24 protein-coding genes are annotated in these 24734 nt (G+C 28.6%); 15 read left to right on the forward strand and 9 right to left on the reverse strand.

The features are described 5' to 3' along the window. The first annotated feature begins 176 nt into the window (after positions 1 to 176). From fabF to fabD, 6 genes are read left to right on the forward strand one after another with little or no spacing between them, the layout of a single operon-like run. Positions 177 to 1409 (forward strand): beta-ketoacyl-ACP synthase II, encoded by a 1233-nt coding sequence (fabF, locus tag BUA62_RS00250; RefSeq protein ID WP_072862191.1) that lies wholly within the window; start codon positions 177 to 179, stop codon positions 1407 to 1409. A 13-nt stretch (positions 1410 to 1422) separates the two neighbouring features. Next, entirely contained in the window at positions 1423 to 2268 is an 846-nt protein-coding gene (locus BUA62_RS00255; RefSeq protein ID WP_072862193.1) for a DegV family protein, read from the forward strand. Next, positions 2268 to 2687 carry a 3-hydroxyacyl-ACP dehydratase FabZ gene (fabZ, locus tag BUA62_RS00260; protein WP_072862412.1) on the forward strand — a complete coding sequence of 140 codons (420 nt, stop codon included), beginning with the start codon at positions 2268 to 2270 and terminating at the stop codon, positions 2685 to 2687. Before BUA62_RS00255 ends, fabZ begins: the two co-directional genes overlap by 1 nt. Position 2688: 1 nt before the next feature. Then, positions 2689 to 3570: a 3-oxoacyl-[acyl-carrier-protein] synthase III C-terminal domain-containing protein gene (locus BUA62_RS00265; protein WP_072862196.1), complete on the forward strand. Its 882-nt coding sequence runs from the start codon at positions 2689 to 2691 to the stop codon at positions 3568 to 3570. Next, positions 3563 to 4492, forward strand: coding sequence for a nitronate monooxygenase (locus BUA62_RS00270; RefSeq protein ID WP_072862198.1), 930 nt, complete (start codon positions 3563 to 3565; stop codon positions 4490 to 4492). The genes BUA62_RS00265 and BUA62_RS00270 overlap by 8 nt, the downstream gene beginning before the upstream one ends. After that, the gene (gene fabD, locus BUA62_RS00275) at positions 4489 to 5376 is read left to right on the forward strand and encodes an ACP S-malonyltransferase (protein ID WP_072862200.1); all 888 of its coding nucleotides are present in this window, start codon (positions 4489 to 4491) and stop codon (positions 5374 to 5376) included. Before BUA62_RS00270 ends, fabD begins: the two co-directional genes overlap by 4 nt. Before the next feature lie 58 nt (positions 5377 to 5434). Here fabD and BUA62_RS00280 read toward each other — a convergent pair whose 3' ends face one another. The 6 genes from BUA62_RS00280 to BUA62_RS00305 form a co-directional block, all read right to left on the reverse strand. Continuing rightward, entirely contained in the window at positions 5435 to 5794 is a 360-nt protein-coding gene (locus BUA62_RS00280; protein ID WP_072862202.1) for a response regulator, read from the reverse strand. A 10-nt stretch (positions 5795 to 5804) separates the two neighbouring features. Further along, positions 5805 to 10031, reverse strand: a complete 4227-nt coding sequence (locus BUA62_RS00285; RefSeq protein ID WP_072862205.1) for a PolC-type DNA polymerase III — start codon at positions 10029 to 10031, stop codon at positions 5805 to 5807. Positions 10032 to 10127: 96 nt separating this feature from the next. Further along, entirely contained in the window at positions 10128 to 11477 is a 1350-nt protein-coding gene (locus BUA62_RS00290) for an FAD-dependent oxidoreductase (RefSeq protein WP_084670624.1), read from the reverse strand. Positions 11478 to 11631: 154 nt separating this feature from the next. Beyond that, entirely contained in the window at positions 11632 to 12225 is a 594-nt protein-coding gene (locus tag BUA62_RS00295) for a hypothetical protein (RefSeq protein WP_072862207.1), read from the reverse strand. Beyond that, on the reverse strand, positions 12203 to 12778 hold the full coding sequence (locus tag BUA62_RS00300; protein ID WP_072862210.1) for a macro domain-containing protein: 576 nt from the start codon (positions 12776 to 12778) through the stop codon (positions 12203 to 12205). The genes BUA62_RS00295 and BUA62_RS00300 overlap by 23 nt, the downstream gene beginning before the upstream one ends. Before the next feature lie 16 nt (positions 12779 to 12794). Then, positions 12795 to 14060, reverse strand: a complete 1266-nt coding sequence (locus tag BUA62_RS00305) for an ArsB/NhaD family transporter (protein ID WP_072862212.1) — start codon at positions 14058 to 14060, stop codon at positions 12795 to 12797. Between the two features lie 172 nt (positions 14061 to 14232). Between BUA62_RS00305 and BUA62_RS00310 the strand changes: the two genes are divergently transcribed. The 6 genes from BUA62_RS00310 to BUA62_RS00335 are packed head-to-tail and all read left to right on the forward strand — an operon-like array spanning position 14233 to position 21260. Further along, a complete protein-coding gene (locus tag BUA62_RS00310) occupies positions 14233 to 16731 on the forward strand; it encodes an ATP-dependent Clp protease ATP-binding subunit (RefSeq protein WP_072862215.1) in 2499 nt (832 codons plus the stop codon). Continuing rightward, complete coding sequence (radA, locus tag BUA62_RS00315) at positions 16731 to 18071, forward strand: DNA repair protein RadA (protein WP_072862217.1); 1341 nt, start codon at positions 16731 to 16733, stop codon at positions 18069 to 18071. The genes BUA62_RS00310 and radA overlap by 1 nt, the downstream gene beginning before the upstream one ends. A 15-nt stretch (positions 18072 to 18086) precedes the next feature. Then, positions 18087 to 19178 carry a DNA integrity scanning diadenylate cyclase DisA gene (gene disA, locus BUA62_RS00320; RefSeq protein WP_072862219.1) on the forward strand — a complete coding sequence of 364 codons (1092 nt, stop codon included), beginning with the start codon at positions 18087 to 18089 and terminating at the stop codon, positions 19176 to 19178. After that, positions 19175 to 19624, forward strand: coding sequence for an SsrA-binding protein SmpB (gene smpB / locus BUA62_RS00325; RefSeq protein WP_072862221.1), 450 nt, complete (start codon positions 19175 to 19177; stop codon positions 19622 to 19624). The genes disA and smpB overlap by 4 nt, the downstream gene beginning before the upstream one ends. A gap of 8 nt (positions 19625 to 19632) precedes the next feature. Further along, the gene (locus tag BUA62_RS00330; protein ID WP_072862224.1) at positions 19633 to 20562 is read left to right on the forward strand and encodes an ABC transporter ATP-binding protein; all 930 of its coding nucleotides are present in this window, start codon (positions 19633 to 19635) and stop codon (positions 20560 to 20562) included. Further along, complete coding sequence (locus BUA62_RS00335) at positions 20562 to 21260, forward strand: pseudouridine synthase (protein ID WP_072862226.1); 699 nt, start codon at positions 20562 to 20564, stop codon at positions 21258 to 21260. The genes BUA62_RS00330 and BUA62_RS00335 overlap by 1 nt, the downstream gene beginning before the upstream one ends. Here BUA62_RS00335 and BUA62_RS00340 read toward each other — a convergent pair. After that, the gene (locus tag BUA62_RS00340; protein ID WP_072862228.1) at positions 21195 to 21704 is read right to left on the reverse strand and encodes a prepilin peptidase; all 510 of its coding nucleotides are present in this window, start codon (positions 21702 to 21704) and stop codon (positions 21195 to 21197) included. The two genes, BUA62_RS00335 and BUA62_RS00340, sit on opposite strands and share 66 nt — an antisense overlap. Next, positions 21673 to 22746, reverse strand: a complete 1074-nt coding sequence (locus BUA62_RS00345) for a tetratricopeptide repeat protein (RefSeq protein ID WP_072862230.1) — start codon at positions 22744 to 22746, stop codon at positions 21673 to 21675. Before BUA62_RS00345 ends, BUA62_RS00340 begins: the two co-directional genes overlap by 32 nt. Positions 22747 to 22911: 165 nt before the next feature. Between BUA62_RS00345 and BUA62_RS00350 the strand changes: the two genes are divergently transcribed. The 3 genes from BUA62_RS00350 (at position 22912) to BUA62_RS00360 (ending at position 24426) form a co-directional block, all read left to right on the forward strand. Further along, positions 22912 to 23682 carry a metallophosphoesterase gene (locus BUA62_RS00350; RefSeq protein WP_072862232.1) on the forward strand — a complete coding sequence of 257 codons (771 nt, stop codon included), beginning with the start codon at positions 22912 to 22914 and terminating at the stop codon, positions 23680 to 23682. Positions 23683 to 23787: 105 nt separating this feature from the next. Next, the gene (gene rpmE, locus BUA62_RS00355) at positions 23788 to 24003 is read left to right on the forward strand and encodes a 50S ribosomal protein L31 (protein WP_072862234.1); all 216 of its coding nucleotides are present in this window, start codon (positions 23788 to 23790) and stop codon (positions 24001 to 24003) included. A 69-nt stretch (positions 24004 to 24072) separates the two neighbouring features. Next, positions 24073 to 24426: a S1 RNA-binding domain-containing protein gene (locus BUA62_RS00360; RefSeq protein WP_072862417.1), complete on the forward strand. Its 354-nt coding sequence runs from the start codon at positions 24073 to 24075 to the stop codon at positions 24424 to 24426. A 42-nt stretch (positions 24427 to 24468) separates the two neighbouring features. Here the strand turns inward: BUA62_RS00360 and BUA62_RS00365 are convergent, their stop codons facing one another. Further along, positions 24469 to 24702, reverse strand: coding sequence for an FmdB family zinc ribbon protein (locus BUA62_RS00365; protein WP_072862236.1), 234 nt, complete (start codon positions 24700 to 24702; stop codon positions 24469 to 24471). Positions 24703 to 24734: the final 32 nt, after the last annotated feature.

The following is a 24734-nucleotide window of genomic DNA, read 5'->3' on the forward strand; positions in this document are numbered from 1 at the left end:
TCTCTTCCACAAATTTTAAAAATAAGTATAATTTTTATACTTCTATATATCAATTTTTTCAAAATAGTATAATTTTTATACTATTATAGAACATATATTCGTATAATTAAACATGGCATAGTGTTGCTAATATTAATATGAAACAAAAATTAAAAATTATTACAGGAGGTAAAAAAATGAAAAAAGTTGCAGTTACAGGTATAGGTACTATTAATTCTATAGCAAAATCAAAAGAAGAATTTAAAGAAAAACTAAAAAAAATGACTATAGGTATAGATAACATTACTCAATTTGACACAACAAATCATAAAGTAAAAATTGCTGGTGAAGTTAAAGAATTTGAGCCAACGTTATATATGGACAAAAAAACTGCAAAGAGATATGATAGGTTTTTGCAATTTGCTATTGCTGCATCTAAAGAAGCTTTGGAAGATAGCTCTTTGGACGAAAACGGTGAATGGAAAGAAAATGCTGCTGTTATAGTATCATCTGGTATTGGGGGATTTAAAACATTATATAAAGAATTTTTAAAAATGGAAAAAAAAGGACCTAAAGTTGTAAGTCCATTTTTAATCCCAATGATGATATCAGATATGGCTTCTGGTGTTGTTTCTATAGAATTTGGAATAAAAGGGCCTAATTTTAATACTGTTAGTGCTTGTGCATCTTCTTTACACGCAATAGCTATAGGAAGTATGTTAATTAGACATGGTTATGTGGACGTTGCTATTGTTGGTGGCGCAGAAGCTACAATTGATCCAATGCCAATTGCTGCTTTTGCAAATATGAAAGCGTTATCTACAAGAAATGATGACCCTAAAAGTTCCTCCAGACCATTTGATAAAAATAGAGATGGTTTTGTAATGGGTGAAGGTGCTGGAGTTATTGTCTTAGAATCCGAAGAACATGCTAAGAAAAGAAATGCTAATATATACGGATTTATTGAAGGATTTGGAATGAGTGGTGATGCCTATCATATAAGTGCTCCCGACGTTGAAGGTAAAGGCGCTGCAAAAGCTATTAAATTAGCGCTAAATGATGCAAAAATTGAACCAGAGAAAATAGAATTAGCAAACTGCCATGCTACATCAACTCCAGCTGGTGACGTTGCAGAAACACGTGCTTTAAGAAATGCTTTAGGAGAACATGCTAAAAATATATTTATCCAAGGATCTAAAACATTATTTGGACACGCACTTGGTGGAGCTGCTGCTATTGAGTTTGTTGGTCTTGTTTTACAAATGAAAGAAGGTTTTATTCATGGAATGCCAAATTTAATAGAAGCTGATGATGAGTTAAAAGACTTAAAAATCCCAAAAGAAACTATTGATTTTAAAGCAAAATACGCTATTAAAAATTCGTTTGGTTTTGGAGGACATAATGTTTCTATAGTATATAGAAGCTTATAAGGAGATGATTAAAATGAAAGTAGGCATAGTAACTGATAACACGTGTAATTTACCGATAGATTATTTAGAAAAAAATGATATTGGATATACTTCTCTTTACATACTAAGGGAAAGCAGGCATATAAAGGCTGTTGATTTGTGCCCAACGACTTTTTATGAAGAATTGAAAGTGGGATCTTATGTTCCACTTACTTCACAACCATCTGTAAAAGATTTTGAAGAAGTCTATAGAGCTATGCTTCAGAGATATGATTATCTAATTACGTTAACTATCTCAGAAAAATTAAGTGGAACTTTAAACTCTGCAAGACTTGCTGCATCAATGGTTGACGAAAAAAGAATTTTTGCTATTGATAGTAAATTAACAAGTTTCGGATTAGGTTTTTTAGTCTTAGAGTTAAAAGATAAGATTGAAAGTGGAAAATATTCTATAGAACAATTAATTGAATACTCAATAAATTTTCATACTACCATAAGAACAATATTTAGCGTGACAAATTTAGATTATTTATACAAAGGTGGAAGAATTGGAAAAGCAAAAGCCTTAATGGGAGGACTACTCAATATGAAACCTATTCTTTCATTAATTGATGGAGAAATCATTCCTGTAAAAAGCGTAAGAGGAATAAATAAAATGATTAAAGAGGTTGTTAATCATGCAATGGACAGGATAGATTCTTTAAGATTAAAAAAAATTGCTGTAATACATACAAGTAATTTAAAATATGGTGGACTAATTATTGAAGAACTCAGAGAACGCGGAAAAAATGACGATGATATTATATATTCTTTACTAGATCCTGTAATTGGTACTCATTTAGGACCTGATGCTGTGGGAGTGATTACCCAATGGGAATAATGAATATTGATGATATAATGAAAATTTTACCTCATAGATATCCTTTTTTGCTTGTAGATGGTGTAATTGAAATGAATGATAAAAAAATTGTTGCATATAAAAATATTAGTATTAACGAACCACAATTTCAAGGTCATTTCCCAAATTATCCTATTATGCCCGGTGTTTTGATAATCGAAGGATTAGCTCAAACTGCCGGAATACTTTTAATGAATGATTTGAAAGAAAGTTATATCCCTTTATTTCTTGGTATTGATAAAGCCAGATTTAAAAAAGAAGTCAGGCCTGGAGATAAATTAATATATGAAATAGAAATATTACAAGAAAAAATGGGAATGTTTAAATTAAAGGCCACTGCTAAAGTTGAAAATAAAATCGTCACCTCTGCAGAATTAATGGTTGGAATAAAGAAGGGATAATATGATTATATCTCAAATAAATGCCTTTGTGCCTGAAAAAATATTAGATAATAAGACTTTATCTAAAAAATTTAATGTTTCTGAAGAATGGATTTATAAAAGAACTGGTATAAAAAAAAGGTATATTTCAGACATGGATGTTTTCCAAATGGGAATAAATGCAGCTTCTTCTCTTAATCTTGATGGTGTTGATACTATTCTTTTTGTCTCTTCAATAGGAGCTCATTACGTTCCTTTTTATGTTCGAGTTTTTGAAAAATTAAAATTAAAAAAATTACATTATGGTATAGATATATCAAATGGATTTGTTGGTTTTATAACTGCTTTACATGTGGCAGATGTTATGTTTAGAGAAAATATAGCAAACAAGATTCTGATTATTGTATCAGAAAGATTATCTGAACTTGTTGAAGATAAGGATATCAACACTGCAATATTATTTTCCGATGCATCTGTTGCTATGATTTTAGAAAATCACGATAATTATATTTGTGATCATAAAGTTATGTATGATCCAAATTATCTTGATGCTTTAAATATTAATGAAAACAAAAAAATAATTATGGATGGAAAAAGAGTGTATAAATTCGCTGTTAATAATATGAAAAAAATAATAAATAAATATATTGAAAATTATGAAAAGAAAATAATTGTTCCCCACCAAGCCAATAAACGTATTTTAGAAAGCGTAAAAAAATCGTTTAACGACTTAGAGTTTTTAGATATAATAGAAGATTATGGAAATACCGGTGCAGTTAGTATCCCTTTAACTTTATTTAAAACATACGGAAATTCAAAAATTCAATTAAAAGATCATTTATTAATTTCCGTTGGGGGTGGAATGACCACATCAGCAATTACTTGGAGGTGCATTGATGAATAGAGTTACAAAATTATTAAACATAGAATATCCTATTTTAGAAGGCGGAATGGCCTGGGTGGGAACAGCAAAATTAGCTGCCGCTGTATCCGAAGCTGGTGGATTAGGTACAATTGGTGCTGGAAGCATGACACCAGAAATTTTAAAAGAAGCTATCAAAAAGATCAAAACACTTACAAATAAAACATTTGCTGTTAATATAATATTAGTGAATCCCTATGCTGATCAATTAGTTGAAATTGCAAAGAATGAAAACGTACCAGTTGTAATATTTGGCGCTGGGAATCCCGGAAAATATATATCTTCATTAAAAGAAAAAAATATTAAGGTTTTAGCTGTTGTATCATCAGAAAATTTAGCTAAAAGATTGGAAAAGGCTGGAGTTGATGCCATTATTGGAGAAGGAATGGAATGTGGTGGACATATTGGTGATGTTACAACTATGGTTTTAATTCCAAAACTTGTTGACGTATTGAATATACCTGTAATAGCAGCTGGAGGAATTGCGGATTTAAGGGGTATGAAAGCTGTTGTTGAATTAGGGGCTGAAGGCATTCAAATGGGAACTCGATTTATAGCTACACCTGAATGTGAAGCACATGAAAACTACAAAAAAATAATATTAAAAGCCGGTATTAGAGATGCAATCGTTACAGGTGCAGCAATTGGACATCCTGCCAGAGTAATAAAAACAAAATTTGCAAAAAAAATCAAGCAATTAGAAGCTTCTTCACCAGAAGAAGCCGAAGAAATGCTCATTGGAAGTTTGAGAAAAGCTTTTATTGATGGTGATCTTGAAAACGGCTCTTTCATGGCTGGACAAAGTGCTGGATTAATTAATGAAATAAAATCTGTTAAAGATATAATAGATGAATTTGGAAAGGAATTTGAAAAGATGCTAATAGAAAAGGATGTGAAAAAATGATTGCTTTTGTTTTTCCAGGTCAAGGATCACAAACATTAAATATGGGAAAAGAACTTTTAGAAGAATATCCAGAATATAAAAAATACTTAGATATTGCATCTAAAACTATTGATGTTGATCTTGAATCAATTATATTTGGAGATGATGAAAAAAAATTAACCCTTACTGAAAACACACAACCTTCATTATTAACCATATCATATATAATGTATTTATATGCAAAAGAAAAATTAAATATTATTCCTGATATTGTTGCCGGTCATTCATTAGGCGAATGGACAGCTTTAGCTGCGGCAGAAGTTCTATCATTTGAAGATGCCGTAAAACTCGTACGATTAAGAGGAAAATATATGAGTGAAGCATGTCCTCCTGGAATTGGTGGAATGGGAGCTGTAATAGGATTATCAATAGATAAAATAAGCGAAATAATATCACAATTTGAAAATATTAACATCGCAAATCACAATTCACCTGAACAAATTGTCATTAGTGGTGATAAAAAAGAAATATTAGAAGCATTAAAATTATTAAAAGAGGCTGGAGCAAAAAAAGTGGTTGAACTTAATGTTAGTGGACCTTTTCATTCAAAATTAGTATTCCCTGCTCAGGAAAAAATGGAAAAAGAATTAAAAAAATTGAAGTTTAAAAAACCCATATATAAAATAATTCAAAATTATACTGCACAAATAGAAGAAAACCCTCAAAAGATAAGAGAAAATTTAGTAAAACAAATAACAGGTACTGTGAGATGGGTCGAAACTATACAAAAAATGAAGGATTTAGGTGTTAAAAAAGTTTATGAGGTGGGACCTGGTAAAGTTTTAGCTGGATTAATAAAAAGAATAGATAAAACATTAAAACCACAGAGTATATTAAAAGTTTAATATAACAAGACAGCCATTACAAAACACCCCCAAAATTTTTGGGGGTGTTTTGTAATTTTTATTTTAATTTTTCCAATACCTCTTTTAACTTTTCTTTTTTTATTGGTATAGCTAAAAAATCTTTTGCACCATTTAAAATAGCTTCTTTTACATATTCTTTTTCTGAAAATGATGAGGTTACAATAATGTTCGCTTCTGGATCATTTTCTAAAATAAAATTCATAGCTTCAATACCATTCATAACAGGCATTAATAAATTCATAAAAACAACATCTGGTAATAATTTAAAATATTTATTTATAGCTTCTTTACCATCTTTTGCTTCGCCTATAACAATATGCCCTAATTTTTCTATCATATCCATAAGTACTATTATATCAAATTTTGAATCATCAACTATTAAAATATTAAATTGCATCGAGTTCACCTCACATTAAACCTTCAAATAAATTAACCTGATTTTTTTCAGGTAATCCTTTTAAAATACCCATTTTTTTAAATGTTTCTACAGTTGTTTTATTTATACCCGTTCTATTTAATAAATCTTCTATAGATAAAAATTCCTTTTCTTCTCTCGCTTTAACAATACTTATAGCAGCTTTTTCTCCTAAATTGGGGACTTTAATAAAAGGTATTCTTAAATTATTTCCTTCAATAATAAAGTTTTTTGCATCTGCTTTATATATATCTGGCGGTAAAAAACCAAAACCTCTTAAAATCATCTCATATGCAATTTCCAATACCGTTAATTCGTTTTTTTCTTTTACATCCAATGACCTTGATTTTAAATCAAATATTCTATTTCTAATTGCATTTTTTCCTTTTAAAATAATTTCTGTATTAAATTCATCACCTTTTACTGAAAAATATGTCGCATAAAAAGCGAGGGGATAATGAACTTTAAAATACGCAATTCTAAATGCCATACTAACATAAGCAGCCGCATGTGCTTTCGGGAATAAATACTTAATTTTTTTACATGAGTTGACAAACCATTCTGGTACATTATTTTTCTTCATTTCATCTTCATCTTCTGGAGCTAATCCTTTACCTTTTCGTACTTTTTCCATTATAAAAAATGAATGTTTTTTATCCAATCCTTTATGTATTAGGTAATTCATAATATCATCACGACATGCAATAACCTCGTCAACAGTTGCCTTACCTGATACTATTAGATCTCTGGCATTATTTAACCATACATCGGTACCATGGGATAGCCCCGAAATTCTTACTAGTGCTGCAAATGTTTTAGGCTTTGTTTCTTCCAACATACCCCTAACAAATTGTGTTCCAAATTCAGGAATTCCTAAAGTTCCCACAGTTGTTCTTAAATCAGAGGTTAAATCTACACCTAAAGCTTTTGAAGAAGAGAATATGGACATTGTCTTTTTATCATCCATTTTTATATTTTTATATTCAATACCTGTTAAATCACTTAACATCTTTAAAAAGGTAGGATCATCATGCCCAAGTGCATCAAGCTTTACAAGATCATCATGAATAACATGATAATCAAAGTGCGTTGTCTTCGTATTCGCCTTTCTATCATTTGCAGGAAACTGAATTGGTGTAAAATCAAAAACTTCCATATTTTTAGGTACAATCATTAACCCACCGGGATGTTGTCCTGTAGTTCTTCTCGCACCTTCTATAATTTTAGCCAATCTAATTATTTCAGGATTTTTTAATCCCCCAGCATATTCTTCTGCATATTTTCTTACATATCCATAAGCTGTTTTTTCTGCAACTGTTGAAATTGTTCCTGCTCTAAATACATGATCTTCTCCAAATAATTCTTCAATAAACTTATGTGCTCTTGTTTGATATTCACCGGAAAAGTTCAAATCAATATCTGGAATTTTGTCTCCCTCAAATCCCATAAATGTTTCAAAAGGGATGTCTTGCCCATTTTTTTTCAATTCAATTCCACATTTAGGACACTTTTTATCTGGCAAATCATAACCAGATTCATATGATCCATCTGTGATAAATTCGCTATATTTACATTCAGGACATATATAATGTGGTGGTAAAGGATTTACTTCTGTTATTCCCATCATTGTAGCTACTAATGATGAACCTACAGATCCTCTCGAACCAACAAGATACCCATCATCATTTGATTTTTTTACAATTTTTTGGGCCATTAAATACAATACAGCATATCCATGATTAATTATAGATTTCAATTCTCTCTCTATTCTGGCTTTTACTATTTCCGGCAATGGTTCTCCATATACTTCTTTTGCTGTTTCCCAGGTTAATTCTCGAACAGTATCGTCGGCCCCTTCTATTATTGGAGGATGTAAATTCCCCTCTAAAGGCTTTATTTCTTCAACTAAATCTGCGATTTTATTGGTATTTTCGATTACAATTTCTTCTGCTATTTTTTTATCCTCAAATATCTCATAAGCTGCATCTAACATCTCTTTAGTTGTTCTAAAATATTTATTTGAATTATACACTTTCTTTTTTTGACCTTTTGTGGCTGATCCTATTATTAAAGCATCTCTTGCTTTTTTATCCTCTTTATTCAAATAATGTGCATTACCAGTCATAACTACTGGAATATTATAATTTTTTGCAGAATTATATAACAATTTATAAAATTCTTTAACTTTTTTCGAATCCATATTTCCATTTTCAGAATCTTTATCGGGATGTTCAATACTATCAAGCGGTTGAATTTCTATATAGTCAAACAAACTAATTAAAGCATTTATTTCCTCTATAGATGCACCTCTTGAATATTCTTCAAATATTATATTTTTTGTACAGCCACTTCCAATTAAAAGACCTTCTCTGTTCTCAAGTAACTCATTTAACAGCACCGTTGTATCTCTATAAAAATATTCAGTATGTGCTTTAGATATTAATTTATATAAATTCTTCAAACCAGTTCTGTTTTTAACCAATACTGTCATATGATATTTTCTCAATTTTTTAAAGTCTATCATCTTTTCAAGGTTAATTAAATCATTTAATGTTCTAATCCCTCTACCTTTTGCTTTTTCAAGAAGTTTTAAAAAAACATGTGCTGTAATCTTTGCATCTTCATGTGCCCTATGGTGTTCAAAATTTCCTAATCCTAATACCTTAACTACTTTATCAAGAGAATGTCCTCCTTTCAAATTCAACAATGCTCTGGACATAGAGAGTGTATCAATATACGGAATTTTTATTTCAATATTCATTATTTCTTTAACCCAACGTCTTAAAAATCTATAATCAAAATTGGCATTATGGGCAACCAAAACTGAATCGGATATAAAACTCATAAATTCAGGAAGTACCTCTTTTATAGATGGTGCATTTATTAACATCTCATTTGTTATACCTGTAATTTCTTGTATTTTTTGTGGTACATTTTTTTGTGGTTTTACCATTTTATGAAAAACATCTGTTATCTCACCATTTATTATTTTAACAGCACCAAATTCGATAATTTCTTCAATATTTGGATCAAGACCAGTTGTTTCAAAATCAAAAACCACAAAATTCGAATCAAAAGGTATTTCATCGCTAAAATTGTAAATTATTGATGCTCTATTATTTACAACATTTATTTCACAACCATATATAGGTTTAATATTCTCCTTCTTTGCAATATTATAAAAGGTTGGGATCGATTGAACAACTTCATGATCTGTAATAGCAACAGCTTTATGCCCCCATTTCGCCGCTGTTTTTACTAAATCTTCAACATCCAAAACAGAATCTAGCGCACTAAATTTGGAATGCGCATGTAACTCAACTCTTTTTTTCTCAAAATTATCAATTCTTTCTTTGGCCTCTATTTTCATAATATTTTCAGGTATTATAACATATTCTTTTTGATATTCATCATATGTAATTTTCCCTTCAACTTTTATAAACTCCCCTTCTTTAATATTATTATTTAATCTTTCTGCTGAATTTTTAAACGCCTTTATTATGATGGAATCTGTATTATCGGTAATATACATTGTTAGTATAATAGCTCTATCATTATATTCTTTATAAAACACCTTTCCTTCAATTACTACTTTTGAAGTTTGATACATAATATCGTTTAATTTATCTAGCGGAATAGACACCTTTTTAAATTTATTACCCAAAATTACATAATCATCCTGCTTTTTTGATTCAATGTTATTATCAACAGATTCATCTACAACAATTACATTATCAAATTCTTCTGATAATTCATAATCACCCTTTTTATTTGTTTCAAAATTTTTATAATCAATTGCTATTTTTTCATCAAAAACAAATTCATAGTCAGGTAAATAACCCAAACTTCTACTTAATATATTATCAATGATTTTTCTGTTTTTTTTCACTCTCTCAAGAGCAAATTTATTTGAAACTCTAAAAATCAATTCATTTTCAGAAATATCCGGTAATAAAAATCTTAGATAATTTTCTTCTTCATTACCATTTATTAAGTCTATCCAATTTTCTAAAATATAACTTAAATCTTTTTTGGAAAGCAATATGATTTTCACTGGCATTTTCATTAACCTTGAAAAAAATTTTTTTACTTTTTTTTCATCACTTTCATTAAGAGGATTATTCAATTTTAAAAGAAGAAAATCATTTATTTCAACTTCACCTTGAAGATTAAATGGATCAAATTCTAATTTGGAAAGTAAAAAATCTGATATTTTCATCGAAAGACCTCCTGAGAGTTTTGCTAAATTAACTATAACATATTTTTTTTAAATTTTATAGAAATTTAATAAAAAATGGAGTTCTATCGAACTCCGTTATAATTTTTTAACTGCTTGTGTTGCTGCAACAAGATCTATATCCCAAACAGGAGAAAATGGTGGAGAATAAGCTAAATCCATATTTCTTAATTGTGAAACTGTTCCATTTGTATAAATAAGAGATGTTATAGTATTTAATCTAGGATGAATTTCACCACCTATTAATTGAGCACCGAGTATTCTTCCTGTTTTCTTTTCAAATACTAATTTTATTTTTATTTTCTTTGAACCAGTATAATAATGCGCTCTACTTCCAGATTTAATAAACACAGAATCAGCGTCAAAACCTTTTTCTATAGCTTCTTTTAATGTTAATCCCGTTTTTGCATATTCAACATCCTCAAATTTAGTTATTAAAGATCCAACTACTCCTATAAATGAATCATCATCTCCTGCTAAGTTTTTCCCCGCTATTCTCCCTTGTTTATTTGCAGTAGTTCCAAGAGGTATATACACATTCTCTTTTGTAATAAAATGATTTACAGTTGCACAATCCCCAGCAGAATAAACATCTTTAATATTTGTTTCCATATTTTCATTTACAATAATTGCCCCATTTCTTGCCATATTTAAACCTTTCTCTTTTAAAAATAAGGTGTTTGGTTTTACTCCAATTGATACTATTATCATATCTGATTCAAAATTTCCATTTTTTGTAATTACTTTAAACTTATCATTCTCCTTTATTATATCATCAGCAAAAGTATTAAATAGGATCTTTACTCCTTTTTCTTTTAATCCATTTACAAACTCTTCGTGGATCTCCGGCTCTATGTTACCAAGAACATGATCTGTACCTTCAATAATTGTAATACCTATATTATGTTTTTTTAATGCTTCAGCTGTTTCAATTCCTATAAATCCTCCGCCAATTACAACTGCATTTTTAGGATTATTTTCATTTATATACTTTAAAATATTCTTCGCATCATCAGGATTTCTTAGCTTAAAAATTCCATTTTCCCCCCATGCCCTAAAAGCTGGAATAATTGGCGAAGCACCTGTTGCAATAACTAATTTATTATAAGAAACTTCTATTTCCCCATTATCTGATTTCACATAAACAATTTTATTTGAAAAATCTATTTCATATGCCTCATGATTAACGAAAACATCTGCACCTTTTTTTTCTTTAAAAATTTCAGGAGTCAATGCGATAACAGATTCGGGTGACTTAACATCACCACTAATTACATAAGGTAATCCACATCCACCATATGAAATATATGGTTCTTTTTGAAATATTGCTATTTTTAAATCTTTTTTTACTCTTTTAGCGCTAGCCGCCGCACTCGTCCCTGCTGCTACACCACCAAGAATAACAACATCATACTCCATTTTTTTCATATTTGCACCTCCAAATACAAATAAACTTATTTAACATTTATAAAATCCAATCAACTTTCGATGCTTATCAAAAAATTGTTTTACTTTATTAAATACTAATAATATTAATTATTAAATTTATACTACTATTATTAACATATAGATAATAAAAATATTAATTCAATATATCATAATATGATAATAAAGACAAAAATATCGAATAAGTTAAATATATAATACTTGGTATATAAAATACCTCATTTTTCCCTAAAGAAGTATTCCCAAATAGCGATGCTCCAAACCACTGAATACCGTGTTTGAAAATAAGATACAATATAGTAAAAATCATAATAACTGAAATTAAGAATTTTAGAAATGCTGTAATTTTTGTACCTTTTATACTCCTTTTTAAATAGTAAATTGCATTAAACTGTTCGAAAATACTGTATAACAGAAATAAAATACCAAGAACTATAATATTGGTTACATCGAGAGAAAATTGACTCCCCAACATACTTTGAATTAATGGCTTTTGAAAATAAACACCAAGAATTAATAAGGTTAAAATCAAAGAAATCAAAAAATTAAAACTGGAAAATATTATTTTCAACCAACCCATTCCAGCATTACCTAAAGGTAAGTTTTTAATTGCTTCACCTTTTTCCAAATTTTCGAAATGATTTATTTTTTCTTGTGTTTTACTTTTTTTAGATAATATATGTTTTTTTCTTTCTTTTTTCTTTTCGTTATGTATCTTTAAAGTTGCCATATCTTCCTCCTATAATCTCTTTTAACAAAAAAGCTCTGTTTTTATCTAAAAAACAAAATCTTATTTCACTTAAATTTTTTGCTTTTTTAGAAAATTCCTCGATAGCTTTAATATATACCTCACATGCTTTTTCAAACGGATATCCGAATATTCCTGTACTAATAGCTGGAAAAGAAATTGTTTTCAGTTTTAAATCATCTGCTTTTTTTAGAGAATTATATATTGCATTATATAAAAGCTTTTCTTCGTTATTGTTACTTCCGTTCCAAACTGGTCCTACAGCGTGAATAATATATTTTGCTTTTAAATTGCCTCCGGAAGTAACCCCAACTTCTCCTGTTTTTATTATACCATTTTTTCTTATATAATCATCGCTTTCTTTTTGTATTTGATATCCACCCGCTTTCACAATAGCTGCTGCTACGCCACCGCCATGCGCTAAATAAGAATTGGCTGCATTAACAATTACATCAACATTCTCTTTTGTTAAATCTCCAATGACAATTTTAAAAATAACCTTATTTATTTTTCTTTCAAAAATTTCTTTATTCATATTCTCACTTCCCTACTTATATGAAAAACAAATATATAGTTCCTAAAATAAGAGGTATCAAAACAGAAAAAAATGATTTTTTCATATATTCTCCAAAAGTTATTGTTTGATTATAGTTTTTCTCAAGCAAAGAAACTCCAACTATATTTTGAACAGCACCAAGTGGTGTTAAATTAGTCCCCAGATTAGCACCAATTGCATATGCATACCAAAGTTCATATGGCGCCCCATGTAAAACTAAAAGTTTAATAACTGGAGCTAAAATCAAAGTTCCTGGTACAGCACTTAAAAACGGAATAACAAATGCTGATAACCACATAATTACGACCATCAATAAAAATGGTGTTGCCATCAACGGATTAAAAACATTGGCTATTGCTTGAGTTACCCCAATTTCCTCAAGAGAAAAAGCTATTGTAAATAAACCACCATAGAAAAACATTGTATCCCAATCCAGATCCTTTGACATACTTTCAAAATCCTTCTGAGTTAATAACATTAATACTAAAGCACCAGCCATAGCTATCAATGCTAAATCGATTTTAATTAAAGAATGAAACATAAATCCTGTTAACACAATTAAGAAAACTGTTAACCCTTTATACATTAATGATTTATTTTCAATAGCTTTTTCAGGATCCATATCTGACAATTTCTTCAATCTTTCATTAAACACTTTTGAATCTACTTTATTATTTATTTTAAACATAATTATTACTGAAATAAAAGATAATATTGTTATTGGAAGCATCACATTTAAAAATTTAGTAAAGTGTAAATCGCCGATAGAACCTAAGACTATATTTAACGGGCTACCAATTAACGTACTCATACCTCCAATATTATCAATAGTTATTGTTAATAAAATTAAAGGCGTTGGATTCATTTCTATTGTGTCTGCAACCAAAAAAATAATTGGAGCCATCAGCATTATTGTGATTAAGTTATCTAAGAAAGCTGAAAAAAATGTTACCAAAACCATTAGCATTGTTAAAACTATCCAAAACTTATAGCGACTTAATTTAATTGCATTAACTGCTGCAAATGTAAAAAAACCACTTTCTTTAAGTATTTCAACAATAATCATCATCCCAAGCAAAATACCTAATGTTTCAAAACTAACAATCCTTCCAATATTTTCAAATTCCAAACCTTCAACAGGTTTCAAAATGAATAATAAAATACCAAAGAAGAATGTAATAATAGATTTTTTTACATTTCTCGCAAAAATAATAAAATAATACGCTATAATAGTTATTCCTAAAACCAATAGTTCTGACATTTGACCGCCTCCAATTTTCAAATTTTAGCATCCTTATTAAACTCCTTTTCTTTAAAGTTCTCTTGAAATATTTTTTACGTTTTTAAAAACTATTTCATTAGAATCTTAAAAATAAATTCTTCATAATTTAGGGAAAATGTGTTAAAATATTATTGAATATGGAGGTGATAATATGTTTGACAACTTTACAGATAGAGCCGCAAAAGTTTTTATCGAGGCACAAAATGAAGCAAGGTTTATGGGCCATCCTTATGTTGGCACTGAACATCTATTATTAGGACTTTTAAAAGTCAACGGAAAATTCTTATCACAAATATTTTCCTATTACAACTTAACTTATGGAAAAATCAAATCTGAAATAACTGGTATAGTAGGAGTAAATGCTTCTCATAATATAGTTGGTTCTTCTCCACAACCAACACCAAGAGCTAAAAGGATTATAGAATTAGCTTATGACGAATCTGAAATCCTTGGCACTTCGCAAATTGATGCAGAACATTTATTACTTGGAATTTGTCGTGAAGGCGAAGGAATTGCCGCTCATGTTTTAAGAAGATTAGGAATTAATCTTGTTGAAATGAGAAAAAAGCTTGCTGATTTAATGCTAAATAAGTCAGAACATGCAAATAGCGATATACAATCATTTAAAGAGGATGAAGAAGAAAAAATTAGACAAAGACAAAATGCTATAAAACAGCTGGAAGGGTATGGGACAGATCTAACTGAAAAGGCAGCAAAAAAAGATTTAGATCCCGTTATTGGTAGAAAAGTTGAAATTAGAAGATTAATGGAAATATTGGCCAGAAGGAAAAAAAATAACCCTGTTTTAATTGGTGAAGCTGGGGTAGGTAAAAGTGCTATTGTCGAAGGATTAGCAAAAAAAATAGTTGATGGTGATGTACCTGAGGTTTTAAAAAACAAATGTATCTTTTCTCTTGATTTAACCTCATTAGTTGCAGGAACAAAATACCGTGGTGAATTTGAAAAAAGAATGAAAAAATTAATGCAAATCTTAGAAAAAAATAAGGATATTATTCTCTTTATTGACGAATTACATATGATTGTTGAAGCGGGTGCAGCTGAAGGTTCTTCAATGGATGCTGCTAATGTTTTAAAACCTGCTTTAGCCAATGGAAAGGTTACAGTTATTGGTGCTACTACTCCTTCAGAATATAGAAAATTTATTGAAAAAGATCCTGCTTTAGAAAGAAGATTTCAAAAAATTTATGTAAATGAACCTTCATACGAAGAAGCGATTGATATATTAAAGGGCATAAAAACCAAATACGAAGAACATCATAAAGTGAAATATACTGATTCAGCATTAGAGGCCGCAGTTAATCTTTCATTAAGATATATTACAGATAGATTTTTACCCGATAAAGCTGTTGATCTAATTGATGAAGCTGGTGCAAGAGTACGTTTAAGCGCTCTTACTTTACCTAAAAACTTAAAAAAGATGCTAAATAAAATAACTGAGTTAGAAAATAAAAAAGAATATTTTATTCAAAATAACAAATATGATGAAATAGAAGATATAAAATCTCAAATAAATAATTTAAAGAAAAAATATTCAAAAAAGTATACTGAATGGCGTGAAAAAGCTGAAAAAGATATTATTGAAATTACAGAAGAACACATATCTGAGGTTGTATCTGATTGGACCGGTGTTCCATTAAAGAAATTAGAAATGTCTGAAATGGAAAGGTTACTCAACCTTGAAGCAGTCTTGCATGAAAGAGTAATCGGACAGGATGACGCCATAAAGGCTGTTTCAAAAGCTATTAGACGCGCTAGAAGTGGCATAAAAGACCCAAAACGTCCTACAGGTGTTTTCTTGTTCTTAGGACCTACTGGTGTAGGTAAAACTGAATTAGCTAAAACTATAGCTGAATATTTATTTGGCGATGAAAAAGCTTTAGTTCGCATAGATATGTCAGAATATATGGAAAAATTCAACGTTTCAAGATTAGTTGGTGCACCTCCAGGCTATGTTGGATACGAAGAAGGCGGTCAATTAACTGAAGCTGTCAGAAGAAGGCCTTATTCTGTTATTTTACTTGACGAAATAGAAAAAGCTCATCCAGATGTATACAATATATTATTGCAAATAATGGATGATGGACGATTAACCGACTCTCAAGGGAGAATTGTCGACTTTAGGAACGCTATCATTGTAATGACAAGTAATCTTGGAAGTGAAACAATAAATAAAACTAAAAGATCCATGGGTTTTGTTGATGAAGAATCAGAAGAGAAAAAATATAATGAAATAAAATTATCTGTTATGGAAGAGGTTAGAAAAGCATTTAAACCAGAATTTTTAAACAGATTAGACGAAACAGTTGTATTCCATCCTCTCACAAAAAAAGATATGAAAGAAATTATAAAAATTCAATTAAAAGACCTTGAAAAGAGATTAAAGGAAAAAGACTTACATCTGAAATTTAAAGAAGAAGCGGTTGATTTATTAATAGAAAAAGGATTTGACCCTATATTTGGAGCCAGACCATTAAGGAGAGCTATACAAAGATATTTAGAAGATCCTTTATCTGAAGAAATTCTAAAAGGTAGATTTAAAGAAAGCGATCGAATAATAATAGATGTTAAAGATAATAATATACATTTTAAAAAAGGTAGAAAATCTTCACCAAAACAGAAGGTGCTCTAATGGTAAAAAAGAAACAAAATTATTTTGTCTGTTCCGAATGTGGTTATGAAAGTACTAAATGGTTTGCAAAATGCCCTTCATGCAAGGAATGGAATACCGCGGTGGAATTCACCGCGGATGCTTTTGATGATAATATAAAATCTTCAACATCAGAAATATTATTTTTAACCGATAATATAAAAGAACCAATAAAAATTAATACAGGATTCAAAGAACTAAATGAAATATTATACGGTGGACTAGTTGAAAATGCTGTTTATTTATTAGCTGGTGAACCTGGAATTGGAAAAAGTACTCTTTTAACACAACTATCTTCTAATATCGGAAAAGAAAAAAGTGTTGTCTATGTTTCTGGAGAAGAATCTGCAGAACAGGTATTTCAAAGGTTTAATAGACTTAATGCAAAAACAAATAATAAAAGAATAGGATTGTTATTTGAAAATTCCTTAGAAAAGATCATTTCCTTAATTGAAAAGCTCAAAGAAAAGCCCGAATTATTAATAATAGATTCCATTCAAACTATAAAATCTGATAACTTTTCATCATATGCTGGTAGTGTTTTACAAGTAAAAGAAGTAACAAGATATCTCTCAGAATATTGCAAAAAAAAGGGAATAACTTTAATTATAGTCGGACATGTTACAAAAGGTGGAATAATTGCTGGACCAAAAATATTAGAACATATGGTTGATGTTGTACTTCAATTTGAATTAGAAAAAACATCTGGATTACGCATGCTCAGAATATTAAAAAATAGATATGGACCAACTGATGAAATTTTAATGTTTGAAATGACTCAAATGGGCTTAAAACCTATTTCAGAATATACTCATTATTTTTTAAAGGATTATAAAAATACATCTGGTAATGTTTTAACCATCGTAAAAGAAGGAAGTAAGTTAATTCCTATTGAAATTCAAGCGTTGGTAAGCAAGCCTGTATATGGAAATCCTAGGAGAGTTACATCCGGTGCTCCACTTGATAGACTCCTTATGATAATCGCTGTTTTAAGTAAACGACTAAGATTACCTATAGAATCTAAAGATATTTTTTTAAGTACATCTGGTGGCTTTAAAATCTCAGACACTTCAAGTGATTTGGCAATAGCTTATGCTTTGCTTTCATCCTTATTTGATATTTCAACATCTGATTCTATAATTGTATTAGGCGAAATTGGCTTAGATGGAAATGTAAGAAATATAAGAGATCTTAAAAAAAGAATTGATTTTGCAAAAAAACTTGGAATGGGAAATATTGTAATACCTAATTCTAAAATGAAATTTGAAAACACCTTGATGATTAAAAATCTGACTGACTTAGTTAAGCAATTCTTTTCTTAAAAGAGGTGAGCTAATATGAAAAACGACTTCTCTGAAATTTTTAGTTTTCTTGCCCCAGGTAAAAAACTAAGAAATGGTATAGATTTAATAATTTCAGCAAATTTAGGAGCATTAATATTTTTAACGGATAATGCTGAAGAGCTTCTAACTAAAGGGTTAATTCAATTAGGTTTTGTTATAGATTGCGACTTTGAACCCGAAAGACTTTACGAATTGGCAAAAATGGATGGTGCAATTGTTTTAAATAAAGATGCTACAAAAATATTATACGCTAACGCTCAATTGAATCCTTCAAGTGACATTCCAAGTTTTCAAACAGGTATGAGACATAGAACTGCTGAAAGAATGGCTAAAGAAACAAATGAAGTTCTTATTGCTGTTTCAAAAAGAAGAAATCAGGTATCTATATATCAAGGTAATCACAGTAGAGTATTATATCCAGAGATCATTATTTTACCAAGACTAAACCAGGAAATTGCAGTTGCTCAAAGATATAAACAGAGTTTTTTTGAATTATTATCCGAGATTAATATCTCAGAAATGGAAAATAGAGTAATATTGTCTAATGTGGTAGAAGCAATATCAAAAGGGTTTATGACATTAAAGGTTGCTGAAAAAGCCGAAAAATACTTATTAGAATTAGGAGAAGCTGCTGAAAGTTCAAGACTTGAAATTAATGAAATAAATAGAATAACCCCAAGATATTTAGGCGCTTTAATAATGGATTATTCAAAAAATTTATTAGAATATCAATATCCTCAAGACTCTTTAAACTTATTTTCCGGATTAAAAACTGAAGATTTTTTAAATATGAAAATAATTGCCCAAAAATTAGGTTATGACATAGAAACAGAAGACGATTTAGAAGAACTCTTTGTTTCACCAAGAGGTTTTAGATTATTATACTCAACAAAAATACCATCAATAATTGTGAGAAATGTTGTTGAAACATTTAAGAATTTAGATTCTCTAATGAAAGCTAATATTAACGAATTAATAAATGTACCCGGAATAGGGAAAAAACGTGCTGAAAGAATTAATCGAGCTATAAAAAGAAAAAGTGAGTTTTCAGAAAAACTTTCTTCTGAAATGGAGGAACTCGAATGAAAATAATAACCAATAACAAACATGCTACTTACCAATATCATATAATTGAAAAATATGAGGCTGGTATAGAATTAAAAGGTTCTGAAGTAAAATCTTTACGAGAAGGTCGTGTTAACCTAAAAGATGCTTTCTGTAAAATTGAAAAAGGTGAAATTTATTTATATAATGCACATATTAGTCAATATAAAAATGCATCTTTATTCAACCATGATCCTGAAAGGCCTAGAAGATTATTAATGCATAAATATGAAATCTTAAAGTTAAACCAAAAAGTAAAAGAAAAAGGGCTTACTATTATTCCTTTAAAAATGTATTTTAATGAAAAAGGGTTAGTTAAAGTAGAAATCGCACTAGTAAAAGGTAAAAAATTATATGATAAGAGAGAAGACATTGCTAAAAGAGATCTTGAAAGAAGAATTAGAAAAAGTTTCAAATATGATATGTGAGGTGTATTATGAGCAAGGCTATTGAAATGAAAAATGTTACTCGAAAATTCGGTGAAGTTATTGCTTTAAATAATGTAAATTTTGAAATTGATGAAAAAAAAATTGTGGGATTATTAGGACCAAATGGGGCTGGCAAATCCACATTAATGAAAATAATATCCACATTAATTTTACCATCTTCTGGTGAAGTAAAAGCTTTTGGAATTGATGTTATTAAAGAAAAAAATACGGTCAGAAATTTTATAAGTTTAGTTTCAGACTATACTGTTTTGGAAGATGAACTAACTCCATATGAAAATCTAATTTTATTTGGAAAAATAAGCAATGTAAAAGAAAATTTAAAATCAAAAGCTTTAAATCTTTTAGAAGATTTTGGACTTTCTCAATATAAAAATAGATTAACTAAAAATCTTTCTTCTGGAAATAAACAAAAATTAAATATAGCTCGTTCTCTAATAAAAGATCCTAAACTTCTGTTATTAGATGAGCCAACAATAGCAATAGATGTAGAAACATCAAGATTTATCAGAGAATATATTTTAGACCAAAATTTAAAAAATGATAAAACCATTTTAATTTCTTCTCATTATATGTGGGAAGTAGAGCAAATTGCTTCGGAAATTGCTATTTTAGTTGATGGAAAAATTGTTATTCAAGACAAAATGATAAATATTATACGCGATTTTGAAAATAAAATATCTATAATTGAGATAGAATTAGAAAGTTCTGATTATTTAACAAATCTTGAGTCACTTAAAAATGAAAAAAATATTTTTGGACTAAAAATTATTTCTCCAACAACTGCAATAATTGAAACACCTTTAAAACAAAATCATTTTGATGAACTATTAAAAAATCATAATATAAAAGGTTCATATAGAAATATGAAAATATCTTTAGAAGATGTATATTCATATATAACTAAAGGGAGATATTAATGGAAAGATTAGATAAATTTCTATCAAATGCAAAAATCGGTTCTCGAAAAGAAGTAAAAAAAATAATAAAAAATGGTTTAATAAAAGTAAACGGTACAATAATTAAAAAATTCGATTTCAAAATTTCTAATTCTGATATTATTGAATTCAACGGAAAACAAATTGAAGGACATAAATTAATCTATATTATTTTAAACAAACCTAAAGGATACCTCTCTTCAACATATGATACCAAAGATAAATATGTTTTACAATTAATTAATCACACATATAAAGACGAACTTAGTATTGCAGGAAGATTAGACAAAGATGCGCATGGATTATTATTTTTAACTAACGATGGAACTTTGATACATAAAATCATATCTCCAAATAAAAACATTTTTAAAACTTATGAGGTTAAAGTTAATGGAAAAATTACTAAAGAAAAAATCGAGAAGTTAGAAAATGGCATCCAATTAAAAGATTTTAAAACAAAACCTGCTATTATTGAAAAAGTTGAAAATAACATTATTACAATAAAAATTTCAGAAGGAAAATTTCACCAAATAAAAAGAATGATGGCATCTGTTGATCTTGAGGTGGTTGATTTAAAAAGAATAGCAATTGGGAATCTATATCTTCCCGAATATTTAAAAATAGGTGAATGGCTGGAAATTAAAAAACCAGATATTTTCAACGATAGCTCCCCAAAATAAATAATAACCAAGAGGAGCCTTTTCTTTCCTTTCAAATATCAACGAAATTATTACAGAAAAAATAATTATATAAAAGATATTTATTCCATAAACTAAAGATAATCCAAATAAAAGCTTTACATCTCCATAACCCAACTTATCTTTTTTCGCATACTGAATTAATAATAAAAATAACATAATTCCTATTGAAATATTTAAAAAAGTTGTATTCAATATTCCAAGAATAATCAACGTATAATTTAAAATATCTGGAATATACAATGTATTATAATCAATAAACGCTATTATACTTAATAACACAATAATTATATTTAATCTTCCAAAAAAAAGAACAAAAAGAACTCCCGAAAAAATCGGGAGTATTATTTTTTTATTTTTTAACAAAGATTCCCTAATTAAATTTAAGTCTTCATTAATCCACAAGTACAGTTTTTTCATTTTCATCAAGAATATCCTCAAGAATATTTTTCATACCATAATAATACCATGGGAATTTTTCTTTAATTTCTCTAATTATCAATTTTGCTTCTTCTGTTTTTCCGGATTTCAAAAGCGGTACAACTAATAATATCTTAAAATGTTCATATTCATTATTTCTATCTAAAAATTTATTGATAAATCTTTCAACCTTTTCATATTTCTCATTTTGAAACATTATTTTCGCCCAAATTTCAACATCACTTACATATTCTGGTTGAGATCGCGAAATTTCTGCTTTTAACTCATTTGCTTCTATACTTCTTTCAAGTTTTTTATAAACCTCCATTAATTCATACTTCGCTAAAATACTTTTTGGATATTTATTCAAAAATTTTTCTAATATTCTTGCTGCTTTTTTAAAGTTTCCACATTGTCTATATGCATCAGATATCATAAAATATGTTACTGTATTTTCTGGCATTAATTCAACTTCCTTCATCCATATTTCAGCAGCTTTTTCATATTCACCAAGATTAAAATACGTTTCACCAAGTTCAGACAATGCTGCTACATTCCAAGGATCCTGTTTAACTGCTAATTCTAAGTATTTTTTTCCCTCTTCTAAATTCCCTTCTTCTATTAACACTGAACCTAATATCTCATATGCTGGTGTATAATTAGGATCTATTTCAATCATAAACTTTATTATACTTTTCAAATCATCAAATTCATGATGATCTGCATAATCCAAAATTATATCATACAATTCATTTAAAGTAGCGTGATTAAAATCAGAAGGACTTAATTCAAATTCTTTCAAATAGGAAAGGAATTCGGAGAATATAAATGGTTTTGTAACAAAATTTGAAGATATGCCTGGTATTTTTTCTGAAATTTTTTTAATCTTTTTTGATTCAGTCATTAATTTTTCCTTTGATTTTAAATCTGCCATCATCAAATCAATATCACCCTCATACATAACATCTGCCAAAATAACTGGAAAAACTGTATTAGTATTTATTTCAATCTTTTCTCCCATTAAATCAATAATAGCCACTGTTTCCATGGGTATCTCCTCCCTATATTTAATATAGCCGTAATTTTATTTTATCATTTTTAACATAAAATAATAAATGCTATTTTTTCTTATAATTTAGTATAATACCTAATAAGAATTAAATATTTAGAATTACTTTAATAAATTTAAATATATATTAAGGCAGGCTAAAATATGACTTTTTTTAAACGCTCAACATTTCTAATAATAATAATAGTTATATATGCTTTTTTCATAGAACCTTTTTCCATTAAAAAAAATTATTTAAATATTAAAATACCCAATTTAAATTCAAAAATAAAAATTATACATATTACAGATTTACACATTTATAAATATATTTTTTTTCATGATAAAATATTAAATAATATAAAACAAGAAAATCCCGATTTAATACTTTATACCGGAGATTCTATTATAAAAAATACTGTTAAAAATGACTTAAATATGTTTTTTAAAGCACTAAATGAAATCTCCCCTGTTTACGCAGTTTACGGAAATTGGGATTATTATAATTTAAATTTAATAAATGATGTGTATAATAAAAATAACATTCATTTGATTAATGATAATACAACAAGTATTTACTTTAATGATTTCTCGTTAAAACTCGTGGGGCTTCCAATATATAAAAAATTAAGTTATTCTGATACTACTCCTGCCAGTTATACAATTGTGTTAGAACATATACCTGATACTATTTTATACAACAAAGAAATATTTGATCAGGCAAATTTAATTCTGGCTGGTCATACACATGGTGGTCAAGTTTATATTCCTTTTATAACAAAATATTTTCTAAAACAATATGCATTTTATTTAAGAGGCGAAATGGATTTTAGCAATAATAAAATAATGTATATAAATAGAGGATTAGGTTCATGGTTTAATCTTCGCCTTTTTTCTCCACCAGAAATTTTAATAATCAAATTATCTAATAATTAAATTTTAATATAATTGTTTATTAAAATATAAATACTTCCTTGACTAAGAAAAAAGAATATGTTATAATTTGTCAGACAAAAAAATTATAATATAGAGGTGAATAACATGAAAAAGGGAATACACCCAGAAATGAAACTCATCACAGTAAGATGCGCATGTGGTGCTGAACATCAATTATACAGCACAGAAGAGAACTTTCGTGTTGATGTTTGTTCAAAATGTCACCCATTCTATTTAGGAGAATCAAGTTCTCAAATTATTGATACAGAAGGTAGAGTTCAAAAGTTTAAAAATAAATATGCAAAATTTCTCAACTCATAAGTGGGAGGATAACCTCCCATATTGTTATATATAAATTATTTTATGGAGGTAGTATTTGTGGCTAAAAGTATGGCATTTGGAGAAACTGTGAAAGTAACGGTAAAAGACATTAAAAAATTTGGAGCATTTGTTACACTAGAATCTGGTGAAGAAGGTTTTATTCACATTTCAAAGATTTCAAATGACTATGTAAAAAACATTTCTGACTTTTTAAAAGTTGGTCAAGAGCTCGAAGGAAAAATCATAGGAAAAACAAAAGATGGAAAGGTTGAACTCTCCTTGAAAACTGAAGATGTCAAAGAAGAAAAGAAAGATGATGAGTTCGAAAAAAAGCTCACTAGATTCTTAAGAGACAGCGACAGAAAATTATCAGAGTACTCAAAAAGACTCGATAAGAAAAGAGGTGGCAAGGGGAAGAGATAATAATCTTATAATCCGTGGGGGATATAAGGCGGCTATGCCGCCTTATTTTTTTTCACTCGATGTTGACGATGTTGATTTAGATTTCGATGATTTACTTGATCCTTTCGAATCATTTATATAAAAACCGTTTCCCTTAAAACTAATTCCTATTCTTCCTATACCTTTTCTAGCTTTACCTCCACATTGCTCACAAAAAACATTTGGTTCTTCATTCATTCCATGCATAACTGTAAATTCATTTCCACAATCTTCACAAATATATCTATATATAGGCATATCTACACCTCCAATCTCTATATCATATATAT

Source organism: Marinitoga hydrogenitolerans DSM 16785 (assembly GCF_900129175.1).
In the GTDB taxonomy this organism is placed as follows: domain Bacteria; phylum Thermotogota; class Thermotogae; order Petrotogales; family Petrotogaceae; genus Marinitoga; species Marinitoga hydrogenitolerans.

Coding starts and splice junctions, on each gene's coding strand:
- fabF (WP_072862191.1), top strand. CDS start 177: ATGAAAAAAGTTGCAGTTACAGGTATAGGTACTATTAATTCTATAGCA.
- BUA62_RS00255 (WP_072862193.1), top strand. CDS start 1,423: ATGAAAGTAGGCATAGTAACTGATAACACGTGTAATTTACCGATAGAT.
- fabZ (WP_072862412.1), top strand. CDS start 2,268: ATGAATATTGATGATATAATGAAAATTTTACCTCATAGATATCCTTTT.
- BUA62_RS00265 (WP_072862196.1), top strand. CDS start 2,689: ATGATTATATCTCAAATAAATGCCTTTGTGCCTGAAAAAATATTAGAT.
- BUA62_RS00270 (WP_072862198.1), top strand. CDS start 3,563: ATGAATAGAGTTACAAAATTATTAAACATAGAATATCCTATTTTAGAA.
- fabD (WP_072862200.1), top strand. CDS start 4,489: ATGATTGCTTTTGTTTTTCCAGGTCAAGGATCACAAACATTAAATATG.
- BUA62_RS00280 (WP_072862202.1), bottom strand. CDS start 5,794: ATGCAATTTAATATTTTAATAGTTGATGATTCAAAATTTGATATAATA.
- BUA62_RS00285 (WP_072862205.1), bottom strand. CDS start 10,031: ATGAAAATATCAGATTTTTTACTTTCCAAATTAGAATTTGATCCATTT.
- BUA62_RS00290 (WP_084670624.1), bottom strand. CDS start 11,477: ATGAAAAAAATGGAGTATGATGTTGTTATTCTTGGTGGTGTAGCAGCA.
- BUA62_RS00295 (WP_072862207.1), bottom strand. CDS start 12,225: ATGGCAACTTTAAAGATACATAACGAAAAGAAAAAAGAAAGAAAAAAA.
- BUA62_RS00300 (WP_072862210.1), bottom strand. CDS start 12,778: ATGAATAAAGAAATTTTTGAAAGAAAAATAAATAAGGTTATTTTTAAA.
- BUA62_RS00305 (WP_072862212.1), bottom strand. CDS start 14,060: ATGTCAGAACTATTGGTTTTAGGAATAACTATTATAGCGTATTATTTT.
- BUA62_RS00310 (WP_072862215.1), top strand. CDS start 14,233: ATGTTTGACAACTTTACAGATAGAGCCGCAAAAGTTTTTATCGAGGCA.
- radA (WP_072862217.1), top strand. CDS start 16,731: ATGGTAAAAAAGAAACAAAATTATTTTGTCTGTTCCGAATGTGGTTAT.
- disA (WP_072862219.1), top strand. CDS start 18,087: ATGAAAAACGACTTCTCTGAAATTTTTAGTTTTCTTGCCCCAGGTAAA.
- smpB (WP_072862221.1), top strand. CDS start 19,175: ATGAAAATAATAACCAATAACAAACATGCTACTTACCAATATCATATA.
- BUA62_RS00330 (WP_072862224.1), top strand. CDS start 19,633: ATGAGCAAGGCTATTGAAATGAAAAATGTTACTCGAAAATTCGGTGAA.
- BUA62_RS00335 (WP_072862226.1), top strand. CDS start 20,562: ATGGAAAGATTAGATAAATTTCTATCAAATGCAAAAATCGGTTCTCGA.
- BUA62_RS00340 (WP_072862228.1), bottom strand. CDS start 21,704: ATGAAAATGAAAAAACTGTACTTGTGGATTAATGAAGACTTAAATTTA.
- BUA62_RS00345 (WP_072862230.1), bottom strand. CDS start 22,746: ATGGAAACAGTGGCTATTATTGATTTAATGGGAGAAAAGATTGAAATA.
- BUA62_RS00350 (WP_072862232.1), top strand. CDS start 22,912: ATGACTTTTTTTAAACGCTCAACATTTCTAATAATAATAATAGTTATA.
- rpmE (WP_072862234.1), top strand. CDS start 23,788: ATGAAAAAGGGAATACACCCAGAAATGAAACTCATCACAGTAAGATGC.
- BUA62_RS00360 (WP_072862417.1), top strand. CDS start 24,073: ATGGCATTTGGAGAAACTGTGAAAGTAACGGTAAAAGACATTAAAAAA.
- BUA62_RS00365 (WP_072862236.1), bottom strand. CDS start 24,702: ATGCCTATATATAGATATATTTGTGAAGATTGTGGAAATGAATTTACA.